We start from the raw sequence: 24,822 nt of genomic DNA on the forward strand, positions 1-24,822 counted from the left end.
TCACGTCGCCTGGTCATGAGGGTCCGGGGAGACGCCCCGGAAGAGGTTGGCGATCAGCTGATCCACGAACTCCGCGGTCAGCGGTCGGGCGGGCATCAGCAGCCGGTGGTAGACGGCGCCCCAGAGCTGATCGACGATCGACTCCAGGTCGGCTTCCGCCCGGATCTGGCCGGCCTGCCGCGCGCTCGCCAGACGTTCGACGGCGAGGCGGCGGCGGTGTGTGACGTAATGCGTCGAGAGCGCCTCCGCCAGATCGGGGTCGCCCTGCGCGGCCCCGATGATCCCGGCGATGACGGCGCCGTTGCGGTTCAGGAGGTCGACGAACACACGCAGCTGCGTGGTGAGGTCGCGCCTGATGTCGCCCGTGTCGGGGAAGGCGAGGGTGGCCTGGAAGGCGTTGAAGTAGGCGTCGAAGGCCAGGGCCCCGGGGGAGGGCCACCACTTGTAGAGGGTCATCTTGCTGACACCCGCGCGGGCGGCGACCTTCGAGAAGGTCAAGGCGTGGACTCCTTCGGCGAGCAGCAGTTCGGCCGCCGCGGTCAGCGTCGCACGGCGGACGTCCTCCGCCCGGCGGCGGCCACGCCCCGGTTTGAGCCGCCCGGGTCCCTCGGCCTCTGTTCGCTCCACGTGTCCGTCTCCTCCTGCTGCGCGGTCGGCCGGCCTGGTCGGCGCGGCTCCGTGACTCATTATATGGACGCGAGGGCCATATAGATATGGACGACCGGTCTACATATTGCTAATGTACTCATCGTCCACAAAGCCGGTGGACGATGACGAGAGGAAGGTCGCCATGACCACCACGGAGCAGTCCGCCACCCGTACGGCGATCGTGACCGGGGGCTCGGGCGGAATCGGCGGCGCCGTCGCCACCGAGCTGGCCGCGCGGGGCACGGCGGCCGTCGTGCACTACTCCGGCAGCGCCCAGCGCGCCGAGAAGGTCGTCGCGTCGATCCAGGAGGCCGGCGGCTCGGCCGTCGCCCTGCCCGGCGACGTCGCCGACGAGACGGCGATGACGGCGCTGTTCGACGCCACCGAGGAGCGCTTCGGCGGCGTCGACGTCGTGGTGAACACCGCCGGGATCATGCGGCTCGCGCCGGTGGCGGAGATGGACCTGGACACCTTCGACCGGATGCACCGGGTCAACGTGCGCGGCACGTTCGTCGTCTCCCAGCTCGCGGCCCGGCGCCTGCGCCCCGGCGGCGCGCTGGTCAACTTCTCCACTTCCGTCACCCGGCTCCAGCAGCCCGCCTACGCCGCCTACGCGGCGACCAAGGGCGCGGTCGAGGCGATGACCCTGGTCCTCGCCCGCGAGCTGCGCGGCCGGGACGTCACCGTCAACGCCGTGGCGCCCGGGCCGACGGCCACCCCGCTCTTCCTCGAGGGCAAGAGCGAGCAGGTGGTCGACCGGCTCGCCGCGCTCTCACCCCTGGAGCGGCTCGGCACGCCGGAGGACATCGCGCGCGCCGTCGCCTTCCTGGCCGGCCCCGACGGCCGGTGGGTCAACGGTCAGGTCCTGTTCGCCAACGGCGGCGTCGCCTGACCTCGGGCCGCCCCCTCCACCCCGTGGCCCGCCCGGCCCGGGCCCCCCACGGCAGGACAGGCCATTGCCAAGCCTATTGAAAACGATTATCGTCCCTGCCTGTGTCCGAGGGGGCATGAACATGACTTAGAGGGGTCTCCCTTGCGTACCCACAGACGTCTGCTCACCGTCACCGGCCTCGCGGCCGCCGCGCTCGCCACAGCCGGTCTGAACACCTCCGCCTTCGCAGCCACCACTCTGACCAGCGGACATGTCGACGTCCTCGACGCCGAGTGGGACGGCGCCGAGCTTCACCTCCATGTCCACGACGAGGAGAACGACACCGAGTACGAGCCCGCGGACGTGACGCTGTCCGTGCCGGACGCCGCCAAGGTCACCAACCCCGGCTACGGCTTCCTCGGCTCCGGCAGCCAGATCTGGCTGCTGCCCGACACCGAGGCCGAGGCGGACGCCGCCGGCGTGCTGTTCGCCGGCGTCTCCACCGAGCACCTCACCACCGGCGTCTTCACCGGCGACAGCGTCGCCTATCAGCTGCTGAGCGCCACCCGCGACGGGGCCGCCACCGACGACTTCAGCGTCTACACGGGCAGCGGTGTGCGCTGGTACGACAGCGACACGGCCACCGGCTCCTACAAGTCCCGTACGTTCGCGGTCGGTGCCCACAACCACGCCAACTGGGCCTTCGAGGAGGCCGGTACCTACCGGCTCACCTTCCGGGTGCAGGGCACGGCCGGTGGCGTGACCGAGTCCGCCACCGAGACGTACACGGTGGTCGTCGGCTCGTGACCCCGGCCCTGGCGCGTGACGGACGCGCTCTCACAGGTGCGGCGCTGACCGTGGCGGCCGCGGTGTTCCTGGGCGCGGCAGGGCTGGTCGCCGGCGGTGGCGGGGACGCCCGCGCCGCCGGCGGTGCCGTCGTCCTGGACGAAGGCGAACTCGACCTCACGCCCCGGCTCGTCGACGGCGCGCTCCAGTTGCAGGTCGACGACCGCGGCAGCGGTACGACGGTCGTGCGGGAGCCGTCCGACGTCGTCCTGCACGCGGTGCCGTCCACCTTGCAGTACACCGTCGATCCCCTGGCCACGGCGCTGGGCACCAGCACCCTGGACAGCTGGCAGCTCAACGGCTGGGAGGCGGGGAACATCTTCGCCCCGGAGCCGGGCTGGAACGGCACGGAGGCGGGCGGTGACACCGAGGTCGCGTTGTCCGGCTTCGACGGGCCCGGGGACTTCGGCATGGCCTCGTACACCCGCGGCATGGACGACGTGAACGCCCCGGCGGTCCCGTACCTCGGTACCGCGGCTTCCGTCCAGCGCTCCTTCACCCTGCCCGGTGACGCGGAACGCGCCCTGCCCACCTGGCAGTTCACCGCGGAGGGCGTCTACCGGCTGACGTTCACGGTGCGGGCCGGCGGTTCGGCCGACACCGAGACGCTGGCCGTGGTCGTCGGTGACGACGTCGACCCGGCGGACGTCCTGCCCGGCGACGGCTCCACGCCCGCCCCCTCCCCCACTCCCCCGCCGAGCACGAGCACACCCCCCACGGCTCCCTCCTCGCACGTCATCGACAACGGGCACCTGGACCTGGCCGCGCGTCCGGTCGACGGGGGCATGCAGTTCCAGGTGAAGGAGGGGAGTTCGCAGGCGTACGAGTGGCACGAGCCCGGCGCGGTCGTGCTGCACGTGAGGCCGCAGGCCCGGCGGAAGATCACGGAGGGGTACGAGTTCCTCGGCGCGGTCGGCGACGCGGTGTGGTGGCTGCCCATCCAGCAGGTCGACGGTCTGGTCTGGCCGGGTTTCAGCACGGACCAGTTCAAGAGTTCCGAGGTCGACGGACGGGTCACCTTCTCGCTCGACGCCGTGCGGGGGCCGGGCGCGGTGAGCGTCTTCACGGAGGGCTCGGTCGGCTCGGTGACCACGCACGCGCACAGCGGGGACGGGCTGCCGGACAGCTTCGGCCTGTCGGTTCCCACCCACCGGCACACCGTGTGGGCGTTCGCCGCGGAAGGCGTCTACCGCACCACCTTCACGGTGAGTGCCACGCTCGCCGACGGCACGCGGGTGTCCGACACGGAGACCCTCGCCTGGGTGGTGGGGGACGACGTGGACCCGGCGACCGTCGTACCCGGCGCGGGCGAGGAGCCCACGGCGACACCGACGACCACGCCGGACCCGACGTCCACCGCGACGTCCACCGCGGCACCGAGCGGTTCGCCGGCTCCGCCGTCGTCCGTGCCGGACGCACCGGACACGGCCGGCACCACCGGCCCGACGGGCTCGGTGGCCGACACCCCGGGTACGGCGGGCGGTTCGTCGTCCGGGAGCGACGGCACGACGGTGACCGGCGGACTCGCCGCCACCGGCACGCGGGTCGCGGTGATCGCCGGGGCCGCCGGGGCCGCCCTGGTCCTGGGCGGCGGCGCGCTGCTCCTCGTACGCCGTCGGCGCACCGCTCCCTGAGAACGCACGCGGCACACGTCCTGTCCCAGTAAAGGAGGAGCCCCATGCGGGGCCACCCGAGACGTACCACCCTCACCGCCGCGTTGCTCGCGGCGACCGCCCTGCTCACCGGATGCGGCCGGCTCGGCGAGGACAGCGGTTCCGACGCGGAGCTGGCGGTCTCGACGACCACCGCGATCCTCGCCGACCTGGTGGGCCGGGTCGGCGGTGACCGCGTCGACGTCACGTCGATCGTGCCGCGCAACGGCGACCCCCACTCGTACGAGCCGAGCCCCGGGGACGCCACCGCGGTCACCCGGGCCGATGTCGTCTTCAGCAACGGCCTGCTGCTCGAAGAGCCCGGCATCATGAAGATGGTCCACACCAACGCCGGGAAATCCGCCCCGAAGATCGAGCTGGGCGAGCGGCTGGAGGAGTACGGCGGCACCGTCATCGAGCTGGAGGAGGACCTCGGGCTCGACGTGCTCTGGCTCGGCTGGGCCGTCGAGGGCGAGGTCGCCGGCCCGGGGTCCCAGGTCCGTACGACGACCACCGAGTTGGAGGGCCCCGGCGACCTGCGGGTGTACCTCACCGACACGCTCGGCAGGCCCAAGGTGTACGTGGACTCCTCCGACGGGTTCGACGACGCCGACTCCTTCACCCTGCCACCCGAGGCGCACACCCACGTCAACTGGGCGTTCAGCGAACCCGGCGTCTACCGGCTCACCGTCGAGGGACGGACGGAGACCCTCGACGGAGGCGGCGAGGAGATCGGCAGCGGCACCTTCACCTTCACCGTCGGGGACGACGCCGAGCCGCCCGCCGGGACCGAGGTCCTCGACAGCGGGCACGCCGACGTCGCCCTCGACGCGGAGACCGGCGAGGTGTACGTCCGCGCCGACGGCGCCGGCGGTGAGACCAGGCGCGTCGCAGCCGAGGACGTCGTGCTCCATGTACCCGACCGGGCCCGGGAGTCGGTGCCCGAGGAGAAGCCGTACGCCTTCCTCGGTGCCCCCGGCGACGACCTGTGGGTGCTGCCGCAGGCGGTGCTGGGCCAGCACGTGCACGGCGACCTGGACCCGCACACGTGGGAGGACGTCGCCAACGCCGAGGCGTACGTCCGCCGGATCGAGGCCGAGCTGGTCAGAGCCGACCCGGAGGGCAGGGCGACGTACGAGAAGAACGCCGCCGCGTACCTCAGGACGCTCGGCGCGCTCGACGAGGAGGTCGCCCGGACGCTGGCCACGGTGCCGGAGGAGAACCGGAAGCTCGTCACCACGCACGACGCCTTCGGCTACCTCGCCAAGGCGTACGGCATGGAGGTGGTGGGCTTCGTCGTCCCCGTGCCGAACCAGGAGCCCAGCGCCGCCGAGGTGGAGAAGCTCGGCGACACCATCCGCGACAAGCGGGTGCCCTCGGTCTTCCTGGAACCGAACCTGGCGGCCCGCGCCGACGTGCTGCGCAGGGTCGCCGAGGACCAGCGGGTCGGCGTCTGCACGCTGTACGGCGACTCGTTCGACGACAAGATCCACGACTACGTCTCGATGATGCGGCACAACGCGAAGGAACTCGCGAAGTGCCTGGGGGGATCGGCCTGATGAACAGCATGCGCGCGAACCGGCGGATCGCCGTGGCGGTGGTCCTCGCGGCCACCGTGACGCAGGGCGGGTTCGCCGTCGCGGACGACGTGACCGGCGCCGGCGCGGGACTCGGCCGGATCGCCTGGCGGGACGGCACACTGACGCTGGACCCGGCGGACGCCTCGCACCGGGTCCGGGTCGGCCGGGCCGGGACCCTCGACGGCTCGGCGCCGGGCTGGGACACCACCGGGGTGCCCGAGGGCGCGGTCGCCGGGGACACCGTGCGGTGGTCTCTGGCCGGGCTGGAGGGTCCGGGCGAGGTGAAGGTGTTCGCCGGGGACGCCGACGCGCCGGTCTTCGACAGCGGTGACGCGCGGCCGGACGTACGGGAACTGCCCGTCGGCGCGCGCGAGCAGACCCGGTGGGAGTTCAGCGAGGAAGGCACCTACCAGGTCATCTTCGAGGCGGACGCCACCGCGGCCGACGGACGTGACCTCTCGGTGGGCACCGTGTACACGGTGACGGTGGGAGACACGTCCCCGGCCGGGGACGCGACGGCCGGGCGGGCCACGGAGCCGGTGGAGGTGCCCGCCGCCGGGGATTCCGCGTCCGCGGACGCCGCCGAGGGGACCGGGACCGCAACGGCACGGGTGCCTGAGGCCGCGGCGCGGACGGCCGGGACCGGGACGGCCGGCTCCCTCGCCGCCGCCGACGACGCGGGTGAGGTCGTGTCCGACCGGACGGTGCTCGACGAGGGGCACGTCGACTTCGCCGCGCGGGTCGTCGGCGGGAAGCTGCGGATCCACCTCAAGGACGGCACGGTCGCGGGGCGGACCGTCTGGCGCGAGCCGTCCTCCGTCGTCCTGCACGTCAAGCCCGCGGCGAAGAACTCCATCCCGGACAACGACCAGTTCGCTTTCCTGGGCAAGGCCGGCGACCCGGTGTGGCTGCTCGACCAGGTGCAGCAGGACGGCCTGCTGTGGCCCGGCTGGTCGACCGACAACATCGCGGCCGGAGCGACCGAGGGAGGCGTGACGTTCTCGCTCACCGCGGTCGACGGCCCCGGCACCTACGCGCTCTACACCTACGACGCCATGTCGGGCGCGAACGTCCTGTTCGACAGCGGGGACGGGACGCCGGACTCCTTCGACGTCGCGCGGAACACGCACGCGCACGGCGGCTGGGCGTTCACCGCGCAGGGCACCTACCGGCTGACGTTCAAGATGAGCGGGAAGCTCGCCGGCGGCAAGGCCGTCAGTGACACCGAGACGGTGACCTTCGTGGTCGGGGACGCCGATCCCTCGACGGTGTCCCCGGGCGACGGCTCGGACCAGGGCTCCGACGGCGCCTCTGATTCGGCGGGTTCCTCGGAGGCGTCCGGCTCCGGCTCCGGGTCGGACGCCTCGGACGCCTCGGGCGGCTCGGCGTCGGACGGGTCCGGTGGGTCGATGGCCTCCACCGGCGCCGGCGGAACCGTGCTCGCCGGCACGGCGGCCGCCGCCCTCACCGTGGCGGGTGCCCTGTCCTTCCTGGCCGCCCGGCGCAGAAGGACCACCCGTGGCTGACGGCACGGACCCGCTGCTGCGGGTCACCGGCGCGACGGTGGTCCTCGGCGGACGCACCGTCCTGGAGCGGGCCGACCTGTCGGTGGGCGCGGGGGAACTGGTCGGGCTCATCGGCCCCAACGGCGCGGGCAAGACGACGCTGCTGCGCGCCGCGCTCGGCCTCGTGCCGCTGGCCGCCGGGGAGGTCGCCGTGGAGGGCCGGACCGGGCGCCGGGCCGGGCAGGGCGTCGGCTACGTGCCGCAGCGGCACGAGTTCGCCTGGGACTTCCCCATCGACATCGCCGGCGCGGTCCTGACCGGCCGTACCCGGCGGATCGGCTGGCTGCGCCGGCCGGGCCCAGCGGACCGGGCGGCGGTGGACGAGGCGCTGGAGCTGACCGGGCTCACCGGTCTGCGGCGCCGTCCGGTGGGCGAGCTGTCCGGCGGTCAGCGGCAACGGGTCCTGGTGGCCCGGGCGCTCGCGGCCGGGCCCCGCGTCCTGCTCCTGGACGAACCGTTCACCGGGGTCGACGTCCCCACTCAGGAACTGTTGAACGAGCTGTTCGGCCGGCTGGCCGCGGAAGGCAGAGGGCTGCTGATGACCACGCACGACCTGGCGGCGGCCGCCCGCACCTGCGGCCGGGTGGCCCTGCTCAACCGCACCGTGGTCGCCGACGGCGGGCCGGAACTCCTCGCCGACCCGGACCAGATGCTGCGGGCCTTCGGCCTGGACCGTGCGATCGGCACGGTGACCGCGCCGTGAACGCTCTCGCCGGCTTCCTCACGGACCCCTGGCAACTTCCCTTCATGCAGCGGGCCTTCGCCGTGGCGGCGGTCATCGGCGCGGTGTGCGGCGTGGTCGGGGTCCACGTCGTGCTGCGCGGCATGGCGTTCATCGGTGACGCCGTCGCCCACTCCGCCTTCCCGGGCGTGGCGCTGGCCTACGCCTTCGAGGGCAACCTGCTGCTCGGCGGGGCCGCGGCCGGGATCACCACGGCCGTGCTGATCGCGTTCGTCTCGCAGAACCGGCGGCTGAAGGAGGACACCGTCATCGGCGTCTTCTTCGCCTTCGCGTTCGGGCTCGGCATCGTCCTGGTCTCCACCCGCGACAGCTGGACGACGGACCTGTCGTCGTTCCTGTTCGGGCAGGTACTGGCGGTCAGCGCCGGGGACGTGTGGACCGTGGCCGTCGTCGGGGCCGTACTGGTCCTGGTCGTCCTGGCGATCGGCAAGGAACTCGTCACCGTCAGTCTCGACCGCGAGACGGCCCGGTGCGCGGGCCTGCCGGTGTTCCGCCTCGACCTCACCCTGTACGTCCTCGTCACCACGACGATCGTGATGTCCCTGGAGGCGGTCGGCAACATCCTCGTCCTCGCGCTGCTCATCACCCCCGCCGCCACGGCCCGCATGCTGACCGAGCGGCTGTGGGCCATGACCCTGCTCGCCTCGTCCGTCGGGTGCCTGGGGAGCATCGCCGGGCTCTACGTCTCGTACGTGTACGACCTGGCGGCGGGCGGGTCGGTGGTCGTGGTGCTGACCGGGCTGTTCGTCCTCACCTGGTGTCTGGCGCCGCGCCACGGGCTGCTGGCGAAGCTGGTCCGGCGGCCGGAGGGCACGGCGCCGGCCGTGGCCGGCCGCTGAGTCCCGTCCGACGGGGGCGCCGGTGACAGCGAGCCCCGCCGGCCTGCCGGCCGGCGGGGCCTCGTGCTGCGGTCCTGCCGCGGCGATCAGGCGGGGGTGATGTTCTCCGCCTGCGGGCCCTTCTGGCCCTGCGTGATGTCGAAGGTGACGGCCTGGCCTTCCTGGAGCTCACGGAAGCCCGTGGCGTTGATGTTGGAGTAGTGCGCGAAGACGTCGGGGCCGCCTCCGTCCTGGGCGATGAAGCCGAAGCCCTTTTCCGCGTTGAACCACTTGACGGTGCCGCTGGCCATGTTGGTGCCTTCCGATCGGTGACGGGTCCGCACGGTGCGTTCCCGGAGGTGGTCGTCCTGGTCCTCGGGCACACAGCAGAACGCCCGCGCCAGGCGCGGGCTGGTACGGCGAACCACGACATCTGCTGCTGACGCTACACGGCGGCACGGTGCCCTGCCAACGGGGAACGCCATTGTCACCAGCCGTAGTTACACCTGGTCACGAGGGCTCGTTCCGGGCGACGCGGGCGAAACCGGGTGGCGCGCGGTACCGCGCCCCCTCGGCGTCGCCGCCGTGCGCGCCCCTCCGGCGCGGGTCAGGACGTCGCCGGCCCGCCCATCACGTCGGCCACCGTGCCCAGGTCCGCGTCCGGTTCGGCGGCCCGGGCGAGGGACCAGAAGAGCAGGGCGACGCCCGTCGCGCCGGGGTCGGGGGCGCCGAGGGCGCGTTCACCGAGGTAGGAGGCGCGACCGCGGCGGGCCTTGATGCCGGCGGTGGCGCGTGCTCCGGCGAGGGCGGCCCGGGCCGTGTCGGCGAACCCCGCGCCGGCGGCGAGGGCGTCGCGGGCGGGGGCGAGCGCGTCGACCATGGTGCGGTCGCCGGGCTCGGCCTCGCCGACGCGCTGGATGGCGGCGAGGCCCTCGCGCACGCCCTCCGCCCAGCCCTCACGGCCGTCCCCGTGGGCGGCGAGCGCCCGGCCGATCTCCTGGAACAGCAGGCCGATCAGCGGGCCGCTGGTGCCGCCGACCTCGTCGAGGAAGACGCCGGCGGCGACGGTGAACGGGGCGTCGGCGGGGCGTGCGTCGAGGGCGGCCACCACGCCGTCGAGGCCGCCGCGGAGGTTGTCGCCGAAGTCTCCGTCGCCGGAGAGCTGGTCGAGGGCGGTCAGCGCGTCGTGGGCGGTGCGGGCGGCCTCCGCGTAGGTGCGCAGGACCTTTTCCTGGTCGGCGGTCGTGGTCATCGGGCGGTCTCCGAAACGGGGAAGGCGGGGGTCAGGGCGGGCGCGTGCCACCAGTCGAGCCAGTTGTCGCGCAGCGCGGTCACGGTCACCGAGAACCCGCTCATGTCGAGCGCGGGCACGAAGGTGCCGACGAGTTGCCCGGCGACGCTCACACCGCGCTCGCCGAGGACGTGGCGGACCCGGTCGTGGACGGCGTACAGCTCCAGCAGGGTGGTCGCGCCCAGGCCGTTGACCAGCAGCAGTACGGTGTCCGGGGCGCCGTCCGGGAGCGCGGCGAGGACCTGCTCGGTCATGCGGTCGACGAGGTCGGCGAAGTCGGGGCGGGGCACGGTGCGGGCGGCTCGTTCGCCGTGGATGCCGACGCCGTACTCGATCTCCCCGTCGGCGAGTTCGAAGGCCTCGCCGCCGCGGCCGGGGGCGGTCTGGGCGCGGGCGGCGACGGCGATGCTGCGCGAGGCGGCCGCGAACCGGGCGCCCGCCTCGGCCAGTTCGTCCAGCCCGAGGCCCGCGTCGGCGGCGCCGCCGAGGAGCTTCTCCACGACGACCGTGGCGCCGGTGCCGCGGCGGCCGGTCGCCGTCTCCGTGTCGTCGGTGGCGAGGTCGTCGTCGACCAGGACGCGGCGTACGGGGATGCCGTCGGCGCGCAGGCGTTCGGCGGCGATGCCGAAGTTGATGCGGTCGCCGGTGTAGTTCTTGACCACGTGCAGCACGCCGTCCGGGCCGGCGACGGCGCGGGACGCCTCGTAGACCTGACGGTTGTGCGGGGAGGCGAAGACGCGGCCCGGTACGGCGGCGTCGAGCATGCCGCGGCCGACGAACCCGCTGTGCAGGGGTTCGTGTCCGGAGCCGCCGCCGGACAGCAGGCCGACCCGGCGGCCGGGGTGGCGGTCGCGGGCGGTGACGTAGAGCGGGTCCTCGTGGAGGCGGACGAGGCCGGGGTGGGCGAGCGCGAAGCCGCGCAGGGCGGCGTCCACGGGCGCGTCGGCCGGCAGGAAGAGACGGTTCACGGCGTTGCGTTCCTTTCGGGGGTGCGCCCGGCCACGGTATCCGCCCGGTCCGGGCCGGCCTCACCCCGGCCCGGCCGTGTCGTGGCGGGCGCGGCGGGAGGCCACGGCGGCGCCCGGGGTGGCGCCTACCCGTCCGTCCGGTGGGTGACACGGATCTTCGACTGGCCGTGGCCGAGTTCCTCCCAGTCGTCCATGAAGCGGGCCGCCAGGCCGTGGTCGGCGGCCAGGGCGGTCAGCGTCCCGGTGCGGTAGTAGAAGTCCTCCCGCAGGACGTGGTGTTCCTCGCCCTCCGTGCGGTCGAAGGTGAAGTCGAACCAGCCGCCGGGCGCCAGGACGCGGCCGATGTGGGCGAAGCACTCCTCGATCACCGGCAGCGGCGAGTGGGAGAACACGCTGTGCGCGTGCACCACGTCGAACCGGCCCTCCGGCAGGAAACCCAGGGTCAGGTCGCGTACCGGGGTCAGCGTCGGCAGCCGGTCCTGGAGTCCCTGGTCGCGGAGGGTGTCCTGCGCGGCGAACAGGATGTCGGGCGAGATGTCCACGCCGTAGTAGTGGCCGGGGTTCAGGTACTCGATGAACCGCCAGCCCGCGCGCAGGTTGCCGCAGCCGATCTCCAGCATCCGGTGCTCCGGGCGCAGTCCGTGGCCCAGCAGGTAGTCGAACTGCATCGCCCCGAGCGCCAGCCAGCGTTCGCGGCTGCGGCTGCCGACGGCGGCGTCCGGGTCGCGGCGGGTGTCCGAGCGCATGACCGCGCGGTAGTAGGCGACGTGGTCCGGCGAGCGGTGGCGCAGCCAGGCGTCGCGGGCGGTGCGGCGCAGGTGCCGGGGTATCCGGGCGGGGTGGCGCAGCGCGTAGGAGAGGCGGTGGCCGAGGGCGGCGCGGTTGGCGGTGAGGTTCTTGGGCATGGCGGTGCTCGTTCTCCGTAGGGTTCCCCGGGGTGCGGCCGGGGCCGGTCCCGGCAGTCTCGCGGGCGGGGCGGTCGGGGTCGTCCCACGTCCAGTCATCCCCGGGGGGCCGCGGGGGGCCATGCCATGTCGGCCGTTCGGATGATGTGCCTCGCGGGGCCGGCGTGTATACGTGGTGGGGCAGGCACGGGCGAGGCGATGGGAACGCGGGCGGTGGAGCGAGACGGCACGGAGCCGGACCCCGACGCGCGCTGGCTGACGGCGGCCGTGCACACCGCCTTCGTCCTGCTGCTGGGCGGCGCGGTGGCCCGTCTGCTGACCCACGGTCCCGCCGACGGCGTGCGCACCGGAGGGGTCCTCGCCCTGTTCCTGGCCTTCGGGCCCCTCTACCTGTTCGGGCAGGTGCGGGCGCCCGCGCCCCGGCCCGGCGAGCGGCCCGCCGGCCGGTACCTGCTGTGGCTGGGGGCGGTGCTCGCGCTCTGGCTGGCGCTGCTCGCCCTGGAGCCCAGTGCCACCTGGTGCACCATGCCGCTGCTGTTCACCGGGCCGCACCGGCTGCCGGTACGGCTGGCGGTGCCGCTCGCCGCCGTACTCGTCGTCCTCGTCGTCGTCACCGAGGTGCGGATCGCCGAGGGCGGGTTCAATCCGAACCTGGTGATCGCCCCGGTCGCCGTCGGCGTCGTCGCCACGGCCGTCCTGGTGCACAGCCGGCGGCTGACCGCCCGGCAGCGGGTGCTCATCGGCGACCTGGTGCGCGCCCGCGACGAGCTGGCCGCCACCGAGCGGCGCGCGGGCGTGCTGGCCGAGCGCCAGCGGCTGTCGGCGGACATCCACGACATCCTCGCCCAGAGCCTGTCCAGCCAGCAGATGCTGCTCCAGGCCGCGCAGCGGCACTGGCACACCGCCCCGGACACCGCGTACGGGCATGTCCGGGACGCCGCCGCGAGCGCGGACCGGGCGCTCGCCGAGGTCCGCCGGTTCGTCCGCGACCTGACACCGCTCGACCTGGCGGAGAGCTCGCTGGTGCAGGCGCTGCGCGACCTCGCCGCACGGGACGGCGGGGCTCCGGGGCCGGCCGTCGAGTTCCGCCTGGACACCGCGGACGGCGCGCCGGGGGCCACCGGTCCGCCGACCGGGCAGGCCGAGGCCGCGCTGCTGCGGGTGACGCAGCAGGCCCTGGCCAACGCGCGGGAGCACGCCGGGGCCACCCGGGCCGTGGTCACCCTCACCTGTCTGGAGGACCGGATCACCGTGGACATCGCCGACGACGGACGTGGCTTCGACCCGCGTGCCCTCGGCCCGGGCCGGCCGGCCCGTCGCGACCGGGCCGCCGGCCGCGGCCACGGTCTCGCGCTGATGCGGATGCGGGCCCGGCAGGCGGGCGGCACGCTCACCGTCGAGTCCGCGCCCGGTGAGGGGACGGTGGTGACGATGTCCGTGCCGCTCGCGGCGGACGGCGCCGGGACGGGGGCGCCATGACCGTGCGGGTGCTGCTCTGCGACGACCACGCCGTCGTCCGCGCCGGACTGCGCGCCCTGCTGTCCAGCACCGAGGGGATCGACGTCGTCGGGGAGGCCGGCAGCGGCGAGGAGGCCCTCGGCATGGTGGCGGGGCTGCGGCCGGACGTGGTGCTGATGGACCTGCACCTGGGCGCCGGCCTGGACGGGGTGACCGCGACCCGCCGGCTGACCTCGGCGGACGGCGGTCATGTGCCGCGCGTGCTGGTCCTGACGATGTTCGACACCGACGCCGACATCGCCCGGGCCGTCGCCGCGGGCGCCACCGGGTACCTCCTCAAGGCGGAGCCGCCGGAGCGGCTGTTCGCGGCGGTCCGGGACGCCGCGGCCGGACGCGCCGTGCTGTCGGGGTCGGTCGCCGACCGGGTGGTCTCCCGTCTGCGCGCCCCCGGCCCCGGCCTGACCCCGCGCGAGCGCGACGTCCTCGGCCATCTCGTCCAGGGGCTCGGCAACCGGGAGATCGCCCGGACCCTGTTCCTGAGCGAGGCCACGGTCAAGACCCATCTGAGCCGTGTCTACGCCAAGCTGGGCGTGCGCACCCGGGCCGGCGCCGTGGCCGCGGCGGCCCGCCACCGGCTGCTGCCGTGACCGGCGCCTCCGGTCGGCCGCAGCGGTCAGGCCGGGCCCCGGGAGCCGGGCTGGTGGGCGGCGAAGTAGGCGGCGGTGGACGGGTCGAGGGCCTGGACGTCGACGGGGGTGCCTCCCGAGCGCAGTGACGTGGTGGCGGCCAGTCCCGCGGCGACCGCCTCGCGGGCGGCGACCGGCGAGGTGTCGGTGGCTCCGCCGCGGGCGGCGAACCGCAGGAACTCCGCGACGATGGCCCCGTCCGCGCCGCCGTGCTCCCCGCTGCCCTCCTCGGCGACGGTCAGGTGCAGGTCGGCGTCGGGCCGGTAGCCGGAGCGCCGCCGGTTCCAGACCTTGATCACCGGGTCGTCGCCCTCAATGCCGTCGCCGAAGTTCTCCAGGCGGCCTTCGTCGCCGATGACCGTGTAGTTGCGCCAGTAGTCGGGGGTGAAGTGGCACTGCTGGTAGCTGGCGAGCACCCCGTTGTCGAGGCGGGTGAGCATCATGCTGATGTCCTCCACGTCGATGACGGGGTTGAGGTCGCGCAGGGCGGACGGCGGCCATACGCCGGCGTCGAACCAGTCCTGGACGCGCTGTGCTCCCTGCGGCCGGGTGCGCCGGTGCGGGTTGCCGCCGTGGACGGCGAGGTCGCCCAGCGCGGTCACCGAGCGGGAGTAGCCGCCCGCCAGCCAGTGGATGGCGTCGAGGTCGTGCGCCCCCTTCTGCAGCAGCAGGCTTCCGGTGCGGGCGCGTTCGGCGTGCCAGTCCTTGAAGTAGTAGTCGCCGCCGTGGCCGACGAAGTGCCGGCACCACACCGCGCGCACCTGGCCGACGGCGCCCTCGTCGATGAGGCGCCGCATGCGCCGCAGGACCGGCAGGTGGCGCAGGTTGTGCCCGACGTACAGGCGGGTGCGGGTGCGGGCGGCGGTGGTCAGGACGCGGTCGCAGTCGGCGAGGTCGACCGTCAGGGGTTTCTCGACGAACACGGCGACGCCTGCTTCGAGGAAGAAGAGGGCCGGCGCGGTGTGCGCGTCGTCGGGGGTGAGGACGAACACCGCGTCGAGGCCGTCGGCAAGCATGTCCTCGTACCGCTCGTGGACGTGGACACCGTCCCCGAAGAGCTTGTGCGCGTCGTCCCGGCCGCGCCGGGCCGGGTCGGCGCAGGAGACCACCCGGGCGGTTCCCGGGCGGTCGGCGAGGGTGGCCAGCTGGGCGCGCTGGCCGACGCCGACGACGCCGACGCGCAGCTCGGACGCGGCTGGGGCTTCCGACATGGTCATCCCTTCTGCGGACAGGGCGATCACGTCTGACGATAGATGCTTGAAAGTGCTCGATCAATGGCCGTAACGAGCACGTGTGCGCAGAGGTGCCCGTGGTGGCGGGGCAGTCGATCGCCTGCCCCGCCCCGGGGCGTCAGCTCACCGCGAGGGTGAAGACGTGCAGGTTCGCGTTGTCGGGCAGTCGTACGCCGCTCACCCGCTTGCCGTCCGGCGCGGTGAACGGCTCGGTGGCGAACACGTACGTCGCCACCGGGTCCCTGTCCGCGCCCGCGACGTTGCGGTAGGCGGTCTTGGCGACGGTCCGGTTGCCGTACTGGACGGTGCCGCCCCCGCCGCCGACGGTCCAGTCGGTGAAGGCGAGGTCGACGGTGGCGGTGGTGCCGTCGGTGTAGGTGACGGTGGCCGCGGACCTCTGGTTGCCGTTGACGGCGCTGCCGATGAACGACAACCGGGCCGCCGGGTCGGTGAGTTCGATGGTCTGGCCGGTGGCGGAGGCGTTGTCCGGGCGGCCCGACGGGGAGTCCGGCCAGGTGAAGGCGAGGCCGTCGACCGTGCCCCGCTCCCCCGGGGTCAGGCCCGCCGCCGCCAGTGCCTGGCGCGAGTAGCTCCAGCCGCCGCCGTCGTAGTCGGCCTCGTCGTGTGCGCCCTCGTCGTCGGAGACACCGGTGTTGTCGTAGGCGGCGAGGAGGGTGCCGGGGGCGGCGACGGTGAGGGAGACGGGCTGCTCGTAGGAGCTGTCGCCGGAGGTGACGGTGACCTGCACGTCGTAGAAGCCCTGGGCGGTGCCGTCGGCGGCGGTGAGTGCGATCTGCTGGGCGCCGTCCATGACGGTGCCCTCGGCGGGGCTCGCCGTGATGCCGTCGGGGGTGGCGACCCGGAAGCGCACGTCGGGGCCCTCACCGCCGCTGACCGCGAGGGCGCGGATGCCGACCGTGGTGCTGTCACCGGGGGCGAGGGTCGCGGCGGTGGGTCCGACGCCGATCTGGTAGGGCTGCTCGCCGTCGCGGAAGGACGGCGGGGCCTGGTCGGCTCCCCAGGCGGTGTCGGGGGTGGCGGAGAGGGTGTAGTCGAGCCGGCCGCCGTGTTCGACGACGGAGGCGGGGAGCCACGGGCGGTCGCTGGTGCGGCCGTCGACCTTCAGGGAGTGGATGTACGGCGCGCCGGCCGCCGCGCCCCGCGCCCGGACGGAGATGTCCTTGCCGCCCGGCCGGTCGATCTCCACCCGGGGGAACAGCGGCGAGGCGAGGGCGAGTTCGGCGCGGGAGGGCACCTGCGGGTACATGCCGAGCGCGGAGAAGACGTACCAGGACGACATCGCGCCGAGGTCGTCGTTGCCCGGGATGCCGCCCGGCTCGGTCGACCAGAGTGCGCTCATCGCCGCGCGGACGGTCTCCTGCGCCTTGTACGGGGCGCCCGCGTAGTCGTACAGGTAGGGCACGTTGATCGACGGCTCGTTGTCCATGCCGGACTTGTCGCCACCGCCGCCGCTGAAGACCCAGTCGCCGTCGGCGTCGTGGAAGAAGGTGTCCAGTCGCTCCAGCGCCTCTTCGGTACCGCCCATGGCCGCGAACAGGCCGGCCGGATTGTGCTGGACCATCCAGCTGTACTGGGCCGCCGTGCCCTCCACGAAGCCGTTGCCGGTGGCGGGGGTGAAGCCGGTGACCCAGCTGCCGTCGGCCTTGCGGTTGGCGATGTACCCGCCGGTGGGGTCGGCGGCGATGTTGAAGTTGTTCTGCCAGTACTGGGAGCGGGTGGCGAAGGTCTTCGCGGTGTCCTCCTGCCCGGCCTCGGAGGCGAGCTGGGACAGGGCGAAGTCGGCGCCGGACATCTCCAGTGTCTCGGCGGCGCCGCCCCAGGCGTTGGATACGGACGGCATGTAGTGCAGTTTCAGGTACTTGTCGAGGGAGGGGCGCTGGCCGACCGACAGCACGGGTTTCCCGGCGGGTGAGAGGTCCTGTTCGGTGGGTACGGTGGCCGCCTCGACGAGGGACTTCAGCGCGCCCTTCAGGTCGAAGCCGGTGCCGCCGAAGGCGTGGATGCCGGCCAGGGCGATGGGCGACGGGTCGCCGTTCATGACGTGGGTGCCGCTCGCCCCGTGCAGCCAGCGGTCCCAGATCCCGCCGTTCTGCCCGGCGAACTCGTACAGCGACTGGGCGATGTCGGAGCCCACGCGCGGGTCGAGCAGGGTCAGCAACTGGACCTGGCCGCGGTAGACGTCCCAGCCGGAGAAGGTGCCGTACTGGGCCTGGTGACGGCGGCCGACGCGGTGCACCTTGCCGTCGGGGCCGCGGTAGCGGCGGTCGGTGTCGCTGATGACGTTGGGGTGGAACAGGGCGTGGTAGAGCGCGGTGTAGAAGGTGGTGCGCTCCTCGTCGGTGCCGCCGCCGACCCGGATCGCGTCGAGGCGCTCCCGCCAGGCGTCGTGGGCGGCCTGCTCGACCGAGGCGAAGGAGCGGCGGGGCGGGTTCTCCGTCCTGAGGTTGGCCTCGGCGCCGGCCTGGTCGACGTAGGAGATGCCGACCTTGACGCCCACCGGTCCGGTGCCCGGCGCGAACTCGACGTAGCCGCCCGCGCCCTTGCCGGCGACGGGCCGGCCGCCGTTCGCGAAGCCGCCGGTGCCACCGGAGGCGGTGGTGGAACCGGGGTTCAGCCGGTCGTCCTGCCAGGTGCCGGTGGCCTTGAAGGCGCGGTCGAAGGTGGCGGTGAAGTACAGGGTGTAGTAGGCGCGCCGGCCCTCGGGGTCGAGGTAGCCGCAGAAGTTGCCGGAGGTGACGGAGCCGGAGATGGTCCGGGTCTCCGGATCGATCCGCACCGTGGAGTCGGTGGAGCCGACCTCGGAGTTGGCGGTGCGCACCAGGAGGCTGGCGGGCTTGCCGGCCGGGTAGGTGAACCGGGCGGAGCCGGTACGGGCGGTGGCGGTGAGGTCGGCCGTGACGCCGGAGGCGAGGCCCACCGTGTAGTGGCCGGGCTCGGCCGTCTCGTCGTCGTGGCTGAAGTCGGCGGCGTAGACCGCGTCCTCGGTGTCGCTCGCCGGGGACGAGGTGACCTCGCCGGCGTAGGGGAAGAACGGGATGTCGCCGCTGCCGCCCGCGCAGCCGGTGCCGGACATGTGGGTCAGGCTGAAGCCGCGGATACGGGTGGCGTCGTAGTGGTAGCCGCCGGGGGCGACGGTTCTGGTGGCGTCGCCCTTGGTGTTCTCCGGGCTCCAGGAGAGCATGCCGAAGGGGACGACGGCTCCCGGGAAGACGTTGCCGGCGTTGGCGGTGCCGATCAGGGGGTCGACGTAGGCGGTGGGGTCCTTGACGAGGGCGGTGTCGGGCGGGGCGGCCGGGGCCGCCAGGGCGGGGGTGGCACCGCCGACCGCGAGCGCCGCGGCCAGCAGCAGGGACATCGGACGGAAACGCATGACGCGGCCCCTCCTTCGGACGGGTCGCGCACCACGGGTCGCACAAGCCGCAGGGACAGTAGCGTGCGCGGGCGGTGCGGCGGAAGGGTGCGTCGGCCGGTGGGGTGGGGCGTGCCACGGGTGGAGAGCGGAGCATCGTTCGGAGGGAGTGGATCAGCGGCGCGCGGCCGGCCCGTGGGGTTGACATCGTTGTCCGTACGCGCGGTAGTCTCGGCGGACCATTACGACAACGTTGTCGCACCGTGATGTCGCCACAAGCCGTTCACCGTGCGGGGCGGTTCACCCCGTCGGCCCCGTGAGACAGCGAGGGCCGCACTCCTCAATGAGGGTGCGGCCCGTCCTCGTGCGGGCCTCTCCACGCTCCGTCAGGCAGCGCGCCGGAACCGGGCGCCGCGGGGGCGGGCGGGCAGGCCGAGGAGTTCGTGCAGCGCGCGACCGTCCTCCGCCCAGCGCCGCAGTCTCTGCCGGTCGACCCAGTGGACGCCGTGCCGGTCGCCCCAGGCCATGGCGTCGCGGGTGAACGACCCGTTGGTGACGACGACGGCGTGGTCCGCGCCGTGGGCGGGCCCGGCCGTCCCCTTCACCGCGTACATCACCGACGAGCCGACCTTCCCGGCGACCCGCGTGTGCTTGGCCTGCACGACGATCCGGCCGCGCACCGCGTGGTCACCGATGACGTCGGCGGCCTGGTCGCCGCCGCCTCCCACCCGCCGGGCCGGCCAGCCGTCACGGACGAGGAGGTCCCGCAGCGCGTACTCGAAGTCCCGGTCGTCCATGGCGTCGACCTCGGCGAGCGTGAGGCGCAACGCGGCCAGCCGCGCCCTGTCCCGGCGCCGGCCCGCGACGGCCCGACGGATCCGCCACGCCACTGCCGCCCCCGCCGACACAACGAGGAGCAGCAGCACCGGCCACACCTCGGCCAGAGCCTCGACGGCCACGCCGACCGCCCGGACCACCAGCACCACGGCGGCCAGCGCCACGACGGCGGCCGAGGCCGACTCGACCGGGCCGCGCGGGAGGCACGGACGAATCGGGCGGCCCGGACGTGCTGGGCGCCTCACCGGCACCGCCGCCTCACCGGCCCTCGGCCGGTGCGCTGACGGCCGGGTTCGGATCCTGCGAAGTGGCGGGCGCGGCCTCTTGGAAGCCGAACAGCTGCCCCCACAGCCAGACCCCCGCCAGCAGGCCGGCGATCGTCCATCCGCTCATCCGCTTGGCGCTCCGAGGCCTCGGATTGCGGCGGATGTGCGCGCGTACGGTGTGGAACCCGTCCGGTACCTTCGCCATGCTTCCCCTCCCGATCGCGGCCGCCGGGCGCGGCCCACCTTGAGGAAGGGGTCTAGCAGCGGGCACTGACAACACCTCGGGGTGCCGCCACCGGACGGGCAGCCATCCGGACACGGTCCAGGGGCCGCCGCGCCGGGCCCGGGAGGGCCGGGGCACGGTGGCCGGGAGGGACATCGTCCGAGGTCGGCGGCGTGCGACCGGTTGCGCGTCACCCGCATGAACGGGATGCTTCACGGCAAAGGCCGCCTCGCGGGAAATGGCCGGATACGGCGGGCGTGTTCGACAGCCGTCCGGACCCGGCGGGCGACGACGCCGACGGCGCCGGACGGGTCCGCCGGCGTCGTATCCGGGGCGCGGCGGGCGAAAGGCGGTAGGAGCCGGCCAGTTCCCGCACCTCCGCCGACAGGACCACGCCGTCCGCCCGCAGGTGCTTGCCGACCAGGGTCAGGATGCTCTCGGCCAGGTGCCCCTTCAGCGCCTCGGACCGCCCCGGCTTGAGACCGACCTCCACGTGCACGAAGGCGGCCCCCGCCCCCGACCCGTCACCGACGTACGTCTCGGCCGGACGCACCAGCGTCTTGCACACGCCCGCCGATCCGCTCTCCTCCAGGACGAGCGGGTGCAGTTCCCTGACCAGGGCCGCACGGTCGAAGACGTCGGCCAGGTGTGCGGAGTAGTCGATGGTGAGGTGGGGCATGGAGGGCCTTTCACGCGACCTGGTTTCTACAGGCAACTATTTTCTCGCACCGCGAGACACGTCCTCCCACCGGCCACTTCAGTCACCTCACGTCAACAGCGCGCCGGACTGGTCACCCGTACGAGATTCGGCGCGGGACGGCCGGGCCGGCCGCGTCACCGGGGTGCCTCCCAGGGGTGACGCGGTGGCGCGGACACCGGGGGGCCTGCCTGCCGGCCACCCTGCCGTGATCGGCCGGTTCCAGACCGTAACGTGACTGCGGCACACTGCTCTGCCGCGCAGCGACGAGATCACCGCGTGCGGCGGCAACGCGAGGGAAGGGGACGAGGATGGAGCTGGAGGCCCACACGGCGGCGGGCGGGCCGGTCGAGAGGGTGCCGGGGCGGGCCTGGCTGGTACGCCTCGATCCCGTCGGTCGCGGCAGCACGGCGGTGCGGTTCTCCTGCGCCCGTCCGGCGTGCCCGGCCCGGCGTCTGCCCTCCGCCGCGGCCGGCCGGTCCTTCGCCGTCGCGCACCTCACCGCGCATCTGCGGGCCGCCGCCGGCCCGCGGGGCGAGGCGTACTGCGCGTGCCGGGCCGACGGGTGTCCCGGACACGGCGACACCGCCGCCGGTGGCCGGCAGGCCGGCGCCGCGGCGTGGCGGTGCGGCGGCGGGGTCGTGTTCGCGGTCGTCGCGGACCGGGCCGGGCGCTGGTGGCAGGCGTTCGAGTGCTGTGCGCGCTGCGCGGCCGCTCGTCCCGGCGCCCGGGTCGTGGCCACCGCCCCGGTGCCGACCGGCCCGATGACGCCCCCGGCCGGCGCCCGGCCCGCCCGGGCCTCGGTGGGGCCGAGCTTCTCCCACGCTCCCGCGCCCCCGAGCGAGCCCGGCGGTACCTCGCGAACGGATGGCGCTCGGGCCGGACTGCCCGCCCCGCGTCCTTCCGGGAACCGGCCGTACGGCAAGCAAGGGAAGATCGCGCAGCGCATCGTGCCGCACCATCTGCGGCCGACCAGTCTGCGCGACGAACTGATCGAGCTGGGCAACCAGTTCCGCGCCTACCAGAAGCGCGCCGAGCCCGACCTGTCGCTCCTCGCCGACCTGCACGCCCGCAAGGCCCGCGCCTTCCACGAGTGGGCCGACGTCGTCGGCGACGTCCAGTTGCGCGCGGACGCGGTGCGGGCGGAACAGGCCGCGGCCACCGCCCGCAGTCAGCACCAGCAGCGCACCGGGCACACCGTCGACGGCCAGGAACCCGCCGTTCCGCGCGTGCTGTCCGGACCGCAGCTGTGGGAGCACGCCCGTACCGTCCTCGCCTACGCGCGCGACCACGCGCCGCTGCCCGGTCCGGAGGCCCGCCTGCTCACCTTGCTGCTCGTCCTGCGGACCGCCCGCACCGGTGCCGGCAATCTGACCGGGCAGGATCTGACCGCGCTGCACCTGGAGGAACCCGAACAGCTCATCAGCCGGCTGACGGAGTGCGGATGGCTGCGGATCCCCGGTTCTGCCGCCGACGTGCTCGCCTCCCGGCCCGAGAACCCCACCCCGGTCACCGTGCCCTCCCTCGTACCCGGTCCGGACGGCAGCCGTCCGCTCCCGTTCGGGAAGAACACCCGGGCCAAGCTGAGCGGCTGGACACAACGCGTCGTCACCGAGCGCAAGCTGCGCAAGTCGCGGACGAGTGCCGGAGCCCGGCTGCTGGCCCTCTCCCTCGCCACGCGCACCGGCCTGGACGGGCAGACGCTCGGCCCCGCAGGGGAGGGGGTGGACGTCGGCGTGCTCGCCGCCCTGTGCGCCGGTGATCCCGGCGCGCTGCAGCCGCTGGTCGACCAGTTGACGGCGGCGGGATGGCTCACCGACGCGGAGCTGTCCGGCGAGCGCCTCACCGGACGGCTGTCCGAGCGGGTGTGGCCGCTGAGCTGCCCGCTGCCGTGAGCCCCGTCCGGGGGGCGGCACGGACGCGGGTCACGGGGGCCGTTCACGGGTGCGGGGAGGCGGGCGGTGCCTGATCATCGTGCCTGTGCAGAGACTCGAACTCACCCGGCCCCCGGCCGCCTCCGCGTCCATGATCGTCCGCAGGCCCCCGGCCGAGGTCTTCGAAGCCTTCGCCGATCCGTCCGTCACCACGCGGTTCTGGTACAGCGAGAGCAGCGGGAGGATGGTCCCGGGGGCCGAGCTGCGCTGGGAGTGGGCGGTCTACGGGGCGTCCGTCCAGGTGCGGGTCGAGGCGGTGGAGGCCGGCCGGCTGATCCGGTTCGCATGGGGCGACCAGGATCAGCCGACGCTGGTCGAGATGACGTTCGCACCGTACGCGGCGGACGCCACGCTCGTGCGCGTCACCGAGACCGGCTTCCAGGGTTCCGGGGACGACGTCGTCGCCTGGCTCGACGACACCGTCGGCGGATTCACCACCGTACTGTGCGCACTGAAAGCCCTCCTCGAACACGGCATCGAACTCGGCGCGGTCGCCGACCACCACCCGGCCTGACCCCTGATGGCGCGGCCGCGCTCGGACCGGGAGACGACACTCGCCGAGCCGTCGGAGAGCCGGGTGCGTCGGGTCAGGGCCGGCGTACGAGCCCGTCGGCGTGAGTGCAACGGCGCCGGCACCACCGGCCGGAACCGTGCGGCGGGACGGGTCCGGTACGGCGCCGGGACGGCTCAGGCCCTGACCTCACGGGGCTTGGCGCGGTCCCCGCCCGGAGCCGCCGTGGCCTCCGTCGGCGGTGCGGTGGACCGACGGCCCGGCCGTGGTGGCAGGCAGATGATGATCATCCCAGTGAGAATCAGGGCGCAGCCCGCCCATGCCGAGGGGCTGAGACGCTCGCGCAGGAGGAGCACGCCGATCAGGGCGGCCGCGAGGGGCTCGGCGAGACTGAGCGTCCCGGCCGTGGTCGCCCGTACCCGGCTGAGCCCGGTGGTGAACAGCCAGTAGGCGACAGCGGTGGTGGCCACGCCCAGCCAGGCGATCAGGGCCAGGGTGCCGCCGTCCCGCAGCGGGGCGGTGTCCTGGAGCATCCAGGGCAGCAGCGGTACGGAACCCACCAGCAGGGTGAGCGCGGAGAGGGCGGGCAGGTGGGCGCCGGGATGCGCGTCGGCCGTGCGCTTGGCGACGACGGTGTACAGGCCGTAGCAGGTGCCGGCGGCCACCGCCAGGAGCAGGCCGAACGGGTCCACGCGGGCGGTTCCCGGCGCCAGCAGCAGGGCGCAGCCGGCCACGGCCGCGACGGTGCCGGCCAGCCAGACCGGGCCCGTCCGCTCACCGGTGAGCCAGCGGGCGCACACCCCGGTCGCCGCGGGGGCGATGCCCAGGGCGATCACCGTGGCCAGCGCCGCGCCGGTCCGCGCCACGGAGGAGAGGAACGCCGCCTGATAGAGGCCGGTCGAGAACGCGCAGATCAGCAGTGGCCCCACGGCCCCGCGCGGGACGACATCGCGGAGCCGCCGCGGGCGGACGGTGAACGCCGCGAGGACCAGCCCTCCGGCGACCAGCCGCCAGCCGCCGAGGGCCGCCGGTGTCATGGGACCGGCCGTCAGGACCTGGGCGGGTCCGACGGTGCCCCACAGCACCGCGGCCGCCAGCACCAGGTACACACCGGAACGGGAACCGTTCTTTCGTACATCCATGACCGGGGAGGCTAAGCAGAGATGCGCGGCCCGTGGAGCTCGGCCGAACTTCGTGCGGCATACAGTGGGTTTCATGGAACTTGATGCGCTGGACCGGGCTCTGCTGCGGGAACTGCAGAACGATGCACGGCAGACCAACCGCGACCTGGCGGCCAGGACCGGGGTCTCGCCGTCCACCTCGTTGGAACGGGTGAGGCTGCTGCGCGAGCGCGGCGTGCTCACCGGCTTCCACGCGGCCCTGGACCTGGACGCGGCCGGCCGGCCCGTCCAGGCGCTGATCTCCGTACGCATCCGGCCGCCGGCCCGGCCCGTCATCGAAGGCTTCCGGGAATGGGCGGCGCGGCTGCCCGAGGTGATCGGCCTGTTCGTCACCTCGGGCAGCCACGACTTCCTGATCCACGTGGCCGTCCCGAACGTGGACAGCGTGTACGCCTTCGTGATCGACCGTCTCACCGAGCGCCGTGAGGTCGCCGACGTGCAGACCACGATGGTCTACGAGCACGTCCGGTCCCGCTGCATCGAGCCGGCCGCCCCCGACCGCCCCCGTTCCTCGCGCACGGCCCGCTGACGGCCGGCCGCG

23 protein-coding genes are annotated in these 24,822 nt (G+C 74.0%); 12 read left to right on the top strand and 11 right to left on the bottom strand.

Annotated features, from left to right (window positions below; translation table 11 throughout):
• Positions 1-627, bottom strand: coding sequence for a TetR/AcrR family transcriptional regulator C-terminal ligand-binding domain-containing protein (locus tag ACIQR3_RS04875; RefSeq protein WP_403534177.1), 627 nt, complete (start codon positions 625-627; stop codon positions 1-3).
• Positions 628-790: 163 nt separating this feature from the next.
• Here ACIQR3_RS04875 and ACIQR3_RS04880 point away from each other — a divergent pair, with 163 nt between their 5' ends.
• The 7 genes from ACIQR3_RS04880 (at position 791) to ACIQR3_RS04910 (ending at position 8,743) form a co-directional block, all read left to right on the top strand.
• A complete protein-coding gene (locus tag ACIQR3_RS04880; protein ID WP_403534179.1) occupies positions 791-1,540 on the top strand; it encodes an SDR family oxidoreductase in 750 nt (249 codons plus the stop codon).
• Between the two features lie 141 nt (positions 1,541-1,681).
• Positions 1,682-2,326 carry a choice-of-anchor M domain-containing protein gene (locus ACIQR3_RS04885; protein WP_403534181.1) on the top strand — a complete coding sequence of 215 codons (645 nt, stop codon included), beginning with the start codon at positions 1,682-1,684 and terminating at the stop codon, positions 2,324-2,326.
• A complete protein-coding gene (locus ACIQR3_RS04890) occupies positions 2,323-3,999 on the top strand; it encodes a choice-of-anchor M domain-containing protein (protein WP_403534184.1) in 1,677 nt (558 codons plus the stop codon). Before ACIQR3_RS04885 ends, ACIQR3_RS04890 begins: the two co-directional genes overlap by 4 nt.
• A 44-nt stretch (positions 4,000-4,043) precedes the next feature.
• The gene (locus ACIQR3_RS04895) at positions 4,044-5,576 is read left to right on the top strand and encodes an anchored repeat ABC transporter, substrate-binding protein (RefSeq protein ID WP_403534186.1); all 1,533 of its coding nucleotides are present in this window, start codon (positions 4,044-4,046) and stop codon (positions 5,574-5,576) included.
• Entirely contained in the window at positions 5,576-7,123 is a 1,548-nt protein-coding gene (locus tag ACIQR3_RS04900) for a TIGR03773 family transporter-associated surface protein (RefSeq protein WP_403534188.1), read from the top strand. Before ACIQR3_RS04895 ends, ACIQR3_RS04900 begins: the two co-directional genes overlap by 1 nt.
• Positions 7,116-7,865 (top strand): anchored repeat-type ABC transporter ATP-binding subunit, encoded by a 750-nt coding sequence (locus ACIQR3_RS04905; protein ID WP_403534191.1) that lies wholly within the window; start codon positions 7,116-7,118, stop codon positions 7,863-7,865. Before ACIQR3_RS04900 ends, ACIQR3_RS04905 begins: the two co-directional genes overlap by 8 nt.
• Complete coding sequence (locus ACIQR3_RS04910) at positions 7,862-8,743, top strand: anchored repeat-type ABC transporter permease subunit (protein WP_403534194.1); 882 nt, start codon at positions 7,862-7,864, stop codon at positions 8,741-8,743. The genes ACIQR3_RS04905 and ACIQR3_RS04910 overlap by 4 nt, the downstream gene beginning before the upstream one ends.
• A gap of 86 nt (positions 8,744-8,829) precedes the next feature.
• Here the strand turns inward: ACIQR3_RS04910 and ACIQR3_RS04915 are convergent, their stop codons facing one another.
• The 4 genes from ACIQR3_RS04915 to ACIQR3_RS04930 form a co-directional block, all read right to left on the bottom strand.
• Positions 8,830-9,033 carry a cold-shock protein gene (locus ACIQR3_RS04915; protein WP_037622929.1) on the bottom strand — a complete coding sequence of 68 codons (204 nt, stop codon included), beginning with the start codon at positions 9,031-9,033 and terminating at the stop codon, positions 8,830-8,832.
• 296 nt (positions 9,034-9,329) lie between these two features.
• Positions 9,330-9,974, bottom strand: a complete 645-nt coding sequence (gene dhaL, locus ACIQR3_RS04920; protein ID WP_403534197.1) for a dihydroxyacetone kinase subunit DhaL — start codon at positions 9,972-9,974, stop codon at positions 9,330-9,332.
• Positions 9,971-10,981, bottom strand: a complete 1,011-nt coding sequence (locus ACIQR3_RS04925) for a dihydroxyacetone kinase subunit DhaK (protein ID WP_403534200.1) — start codon at positions 10,979-10,981, stop codon at positions 9,971-9,973. The genes dhaL and ACIQR3_RS04925 overlap by 4 nt, the downstream gene beginning before the upstream one ends.
• Positions 10,982-11,106: 125 nt before the next feature.
• Positions 11,107-11,886, bottom strand: a complete 780-nt coding sequence (locus tag ACIQR3_RS04930; RefSeq protein ID WP_403534203.1) for a class I SAM-dependent methyltransferase — start codon at positions 11,884-11,886, stop codon at positions 11,107-11,109.
• A 198-nt stretch (positions 11,887-12,084) separates the two neighbouring features.
• Here ACIQR3_RS04930 and ACIQR3_RS04935 point away from each other — a divergent pair, with 198 nt between their 5' ends.
• Positions 12,085-13,365, top strand: a complete 1,281-nt coding sequence (locus ACIQR3_RS04935) for a sensor histidine kinase (RefSeq protein WP_403534205.1) — start codon at positions 12,085-12,087, stop codon at positions 13,363-13,365.
• Positions 13,362-13,991: a response regulator gene (locus ACIQR3_RS04940; protein ID WP_403534208.1), complete on the top strand. Its 630-nt coding sequence runs from the start codon at positions 13,362-13,364 to the stop codon at positions 13,989-13,991. The genes ACIQR3_RS04935 and ACIQR3_RS04940 overlap by 4 nt, the downstream gene beginning before the upstream one ends.
• Positions 13,992-14,017: 26 nt before the next feature.
• Here ACIQR3_RS04940 and ACIQR3_RS04945 read toward each other — a convergent pair whose 3' ends face one another.
• The 5 genes from ACIQR3_RS04945 to ACIQR3_RS04965 form a co-directional block, all read right to left on the bottom strand.
• The gene (locus ACIQR3_RS04945) at positions 14,018-15,241 is read right to left on the bottom strand and encodes a Gfo/Idh/MocA family protein (RefSeq protein WP_403534211.1); all 1,224 of its coding nucleotides are present in this window, start codon (positions 15,239-15,241) and stop codon (positions 14,018-14,020) included.
• 139 nt (positions 15,242-15,380) lie between these two features.
• On the bottom strand, positions 15,381-18,653 hold the full coding sequence (locus ACIQR3_RS04950) for a GH92 family glycosyl hydrolase (RefSeq protein WP_403534214.1): 3,273 nt from the start codon (positions 18,651-18,653) through the stop codon (positions 15,381-15,383).
• 365 nt (positions 18,654-19,018) lie between these two features.
• Positions 19,019-19,633: a restriction endonuclease gene (locus ACIQR3_RS04955; RefSeq protein WP_403534217.1), complete on the bottom strand. Its 615-nt coding sequence runs from the start codon at positions 19,631-19,633 to the stop codon at positions 19,019-19,021.
• Between the two features lie 94 nt (positions 19,634-19,727).
• Positions 19,728-19,940, bottom strand: coding sequence for a hypothetical protein (locus tag ACIQR3_RS04960; protein WP_403534219.1), 213 nt, complete (start codon positions 19,938-19,940; stop codon positions 19,728-19,730).
• Positions 19,941-20,148: 208 nt separating this feature from the next.
• Entirely contained in the window at positions 20,149-20,637 is a 489-nt protein-coding gene (locus ACIQR3_RS04965) for a 5-carboxymethyl-2-hydroxymuconate Delta-isomerase (protein WP_403534221.1), read from the bottom strand.
• A 329-nt stretch (positions 20,638-20,966) separates the two neighbouring features.
• Here ACIQR3_RS04965 and ACIQR3_RS04970 point away from each other — a divergent pair, with 329 nt between their 5' ends.
• Together ACIQR3_RS04970 and ACIQR3_RS04975 are read left to right on the top strand one after the other, a co-directional pair.
• On the top strand, positions 20,967-22,550 hold the full coding sequence (locus ACIQR3_RS04970) for a hypothetical protein (RefSeq protein ID WP_403534224.1): 1,584 nt from the start codon (positions 20,967-20,969) through the stop codon (positions 22,548-22,550).
• Between the two features lie 85 nt (positions 22,551-22,635).
• Positions 22,636-23,103, top strand: a complete 468-nt coding sequence (locus ACIQR3_RS04975; protein WP_403534227.1) for an SRPBCC family protein — start codon at positions 22,636-22,638, stop codon at positions 23,101-23,103.
• Positions 23,104-23,276: 173 nt separating this feature from the next.
• Here the strand turns inward: ACIQR3_RS04975 and ACIQR3_RS04980 are convergent, their stop codons facing one another.
• Positions 23,277-24,242 (bottom strand): DMT family transporter, encoded by a 966-nt coding sequence (locus ACIQR3_RS04980; protein WP_403534229.1) that lies wholly within the window; start codon positions 24,240-24,242, stop codon positions 23,277-23,279.
• 73 nt (positions 24,243-24,315) lie between these two features.
• Between ACIQR3_RS04980 and ACIQR3_RS04985 the strand changes: the two genes are divergently transcribed.
• Positions 24,316-24,810: an Lrp/AsnC family transcriptional regulator gene (locus ACIQR3_RS04985; RefSeq protein WP_403534231.1), complete on the top strand. Its 495-nt coding sequence runs from the start codon at positions 24,316-24,318 to the stop codon at positions 24,808-24,810.
• Positions 24,811-24,822: the final 12 nt, after the last annotated feature.

It is taken from the genome of Streptomyces sp. NPDC090994 (assembly GCF_044768905.1).
Lineage (GTDB): Bacteria > Actinomycetota > Actinomycetes > Streptomycetales > Streptomycetaceae > Streptomyces.

What these genes read in the sequence shown, in the direction of transcription:
- dhaL (WP_403534197.1), bottom strand. Translation starts at nt 9,974, where the DNA reads ATGACCACGACCGCCGACCAGGAAAAGGTCCTGCGCACCTACGCGGAG.
- ACIQR3_RS04965 (WP_403534221.1), bottom strand. Translation starts at nt 20,637, where the DNA reads ATGCCCCACCTCACCATCGACTACTCCGCACACCTGGCCGACGTCTTC.
- ACIQR3_RS04900 (WP_403534188.1), top strand. Translation starts at nt 5,576, where the DNA reads ATGAACAGCATGCGCGCGAACCGGCGGATCGCCGTGGCGGTGGTCCTC.
- ACIQR3_RS04985 (WP_403534231.1), top strand. Translation starts at nt 24,316, where the DNA reads ATGGAACTTGATGCGCTGGACCGGGCTCTGCTGCGGGAACTGCAGAAC.
- ACIQR3_RS04980 (WP_403534229.1), bottom strand. Translation starts at nt 24,242, where the DNA reads ATGGATGTACGAAAGAACGGTTCCCGTTCCGGTGTGTACCTGGTGCTG.
- ACIQR3_RS04970 (WP_403534224.1), top strand. Translation starts at nt 20,967, where the DNA reads ATGGAGCTGGAGGCCCACACGGCGGCGGGCGGGCCGGTCGAGAGGGTG.
- ACIQR3_RS04940 (WP_403534208.1), top strand. Translation starts at nt 13,362, where the DNA reads ATGACCGTGCGGGTGCTGCTCTGCGACGACCACGCCGTCGTCCGCGCC.
- ACIQR3_RS04950 (WP_403534214.1), bottom strand. Translation starts at nt 18,653, where the DNA reads ATGCGTTTCCGTCCGATGTCCCTGCTGCTGGCCGCGGCGCTCGCGGTC.
- ACIQR3_RS04880 (WP_403534179.1), top strand. Translation starts at nt 791, where the DNA reads ATGACCACCACGGAGCAGTCCGCCACCCGTACGGCGATCGTGACCGGG.
- ACIQR3_RS04935 (WP_403534205.1), top strand. Translation starts at nt 12,085, where the DNA reads ATGGGAACGCGGGCGGTGGAGCGAGACGGCACGGAGCCGGACCCCGAC.
- ACIQR3_RS04945 (WP_403534211.1), bottom strand. Translation starts at nt 15,241, where the DNA reads ATGTCGGAAGCCCCAGCCGCGTCCGAGCTGCGCGTCGGCGTCGTCGGC.
- ACIQR3_RS04915 (WP_037622929.1), bottom strand. Translation starts at nt 9,033, where the DNA reads ATGGCCAGCGGCACCGTCAAGTGGTTCAACGCGGAAAAGGGCTTCGGC.
- ACIQR3_RS04960 (WP_403534219.1), bottom strand. Translation starts at nt 19,940, where the DNA reads ATGGCGAAGGTACCGGACGGGTTCCACACCGTACGCGCGCACATCCGC.
- ACIQR3_RS04930 (WP_403534203.1), bottom strand. Translation starts at nt 11,886, where the DNA reads ATGCCCAAGAACCTCACCGCCAACCGCGCCGCCCTCGGCCACCGCCTC.
- ACIQR3_RS04895 (WP_403534186.1), top strand. Translation starts at nt 4,044, where the DNA reads ATGCGGGGCCACCCGAGACGTACCACCCTCACCGCCGCGTTGCTCGCG.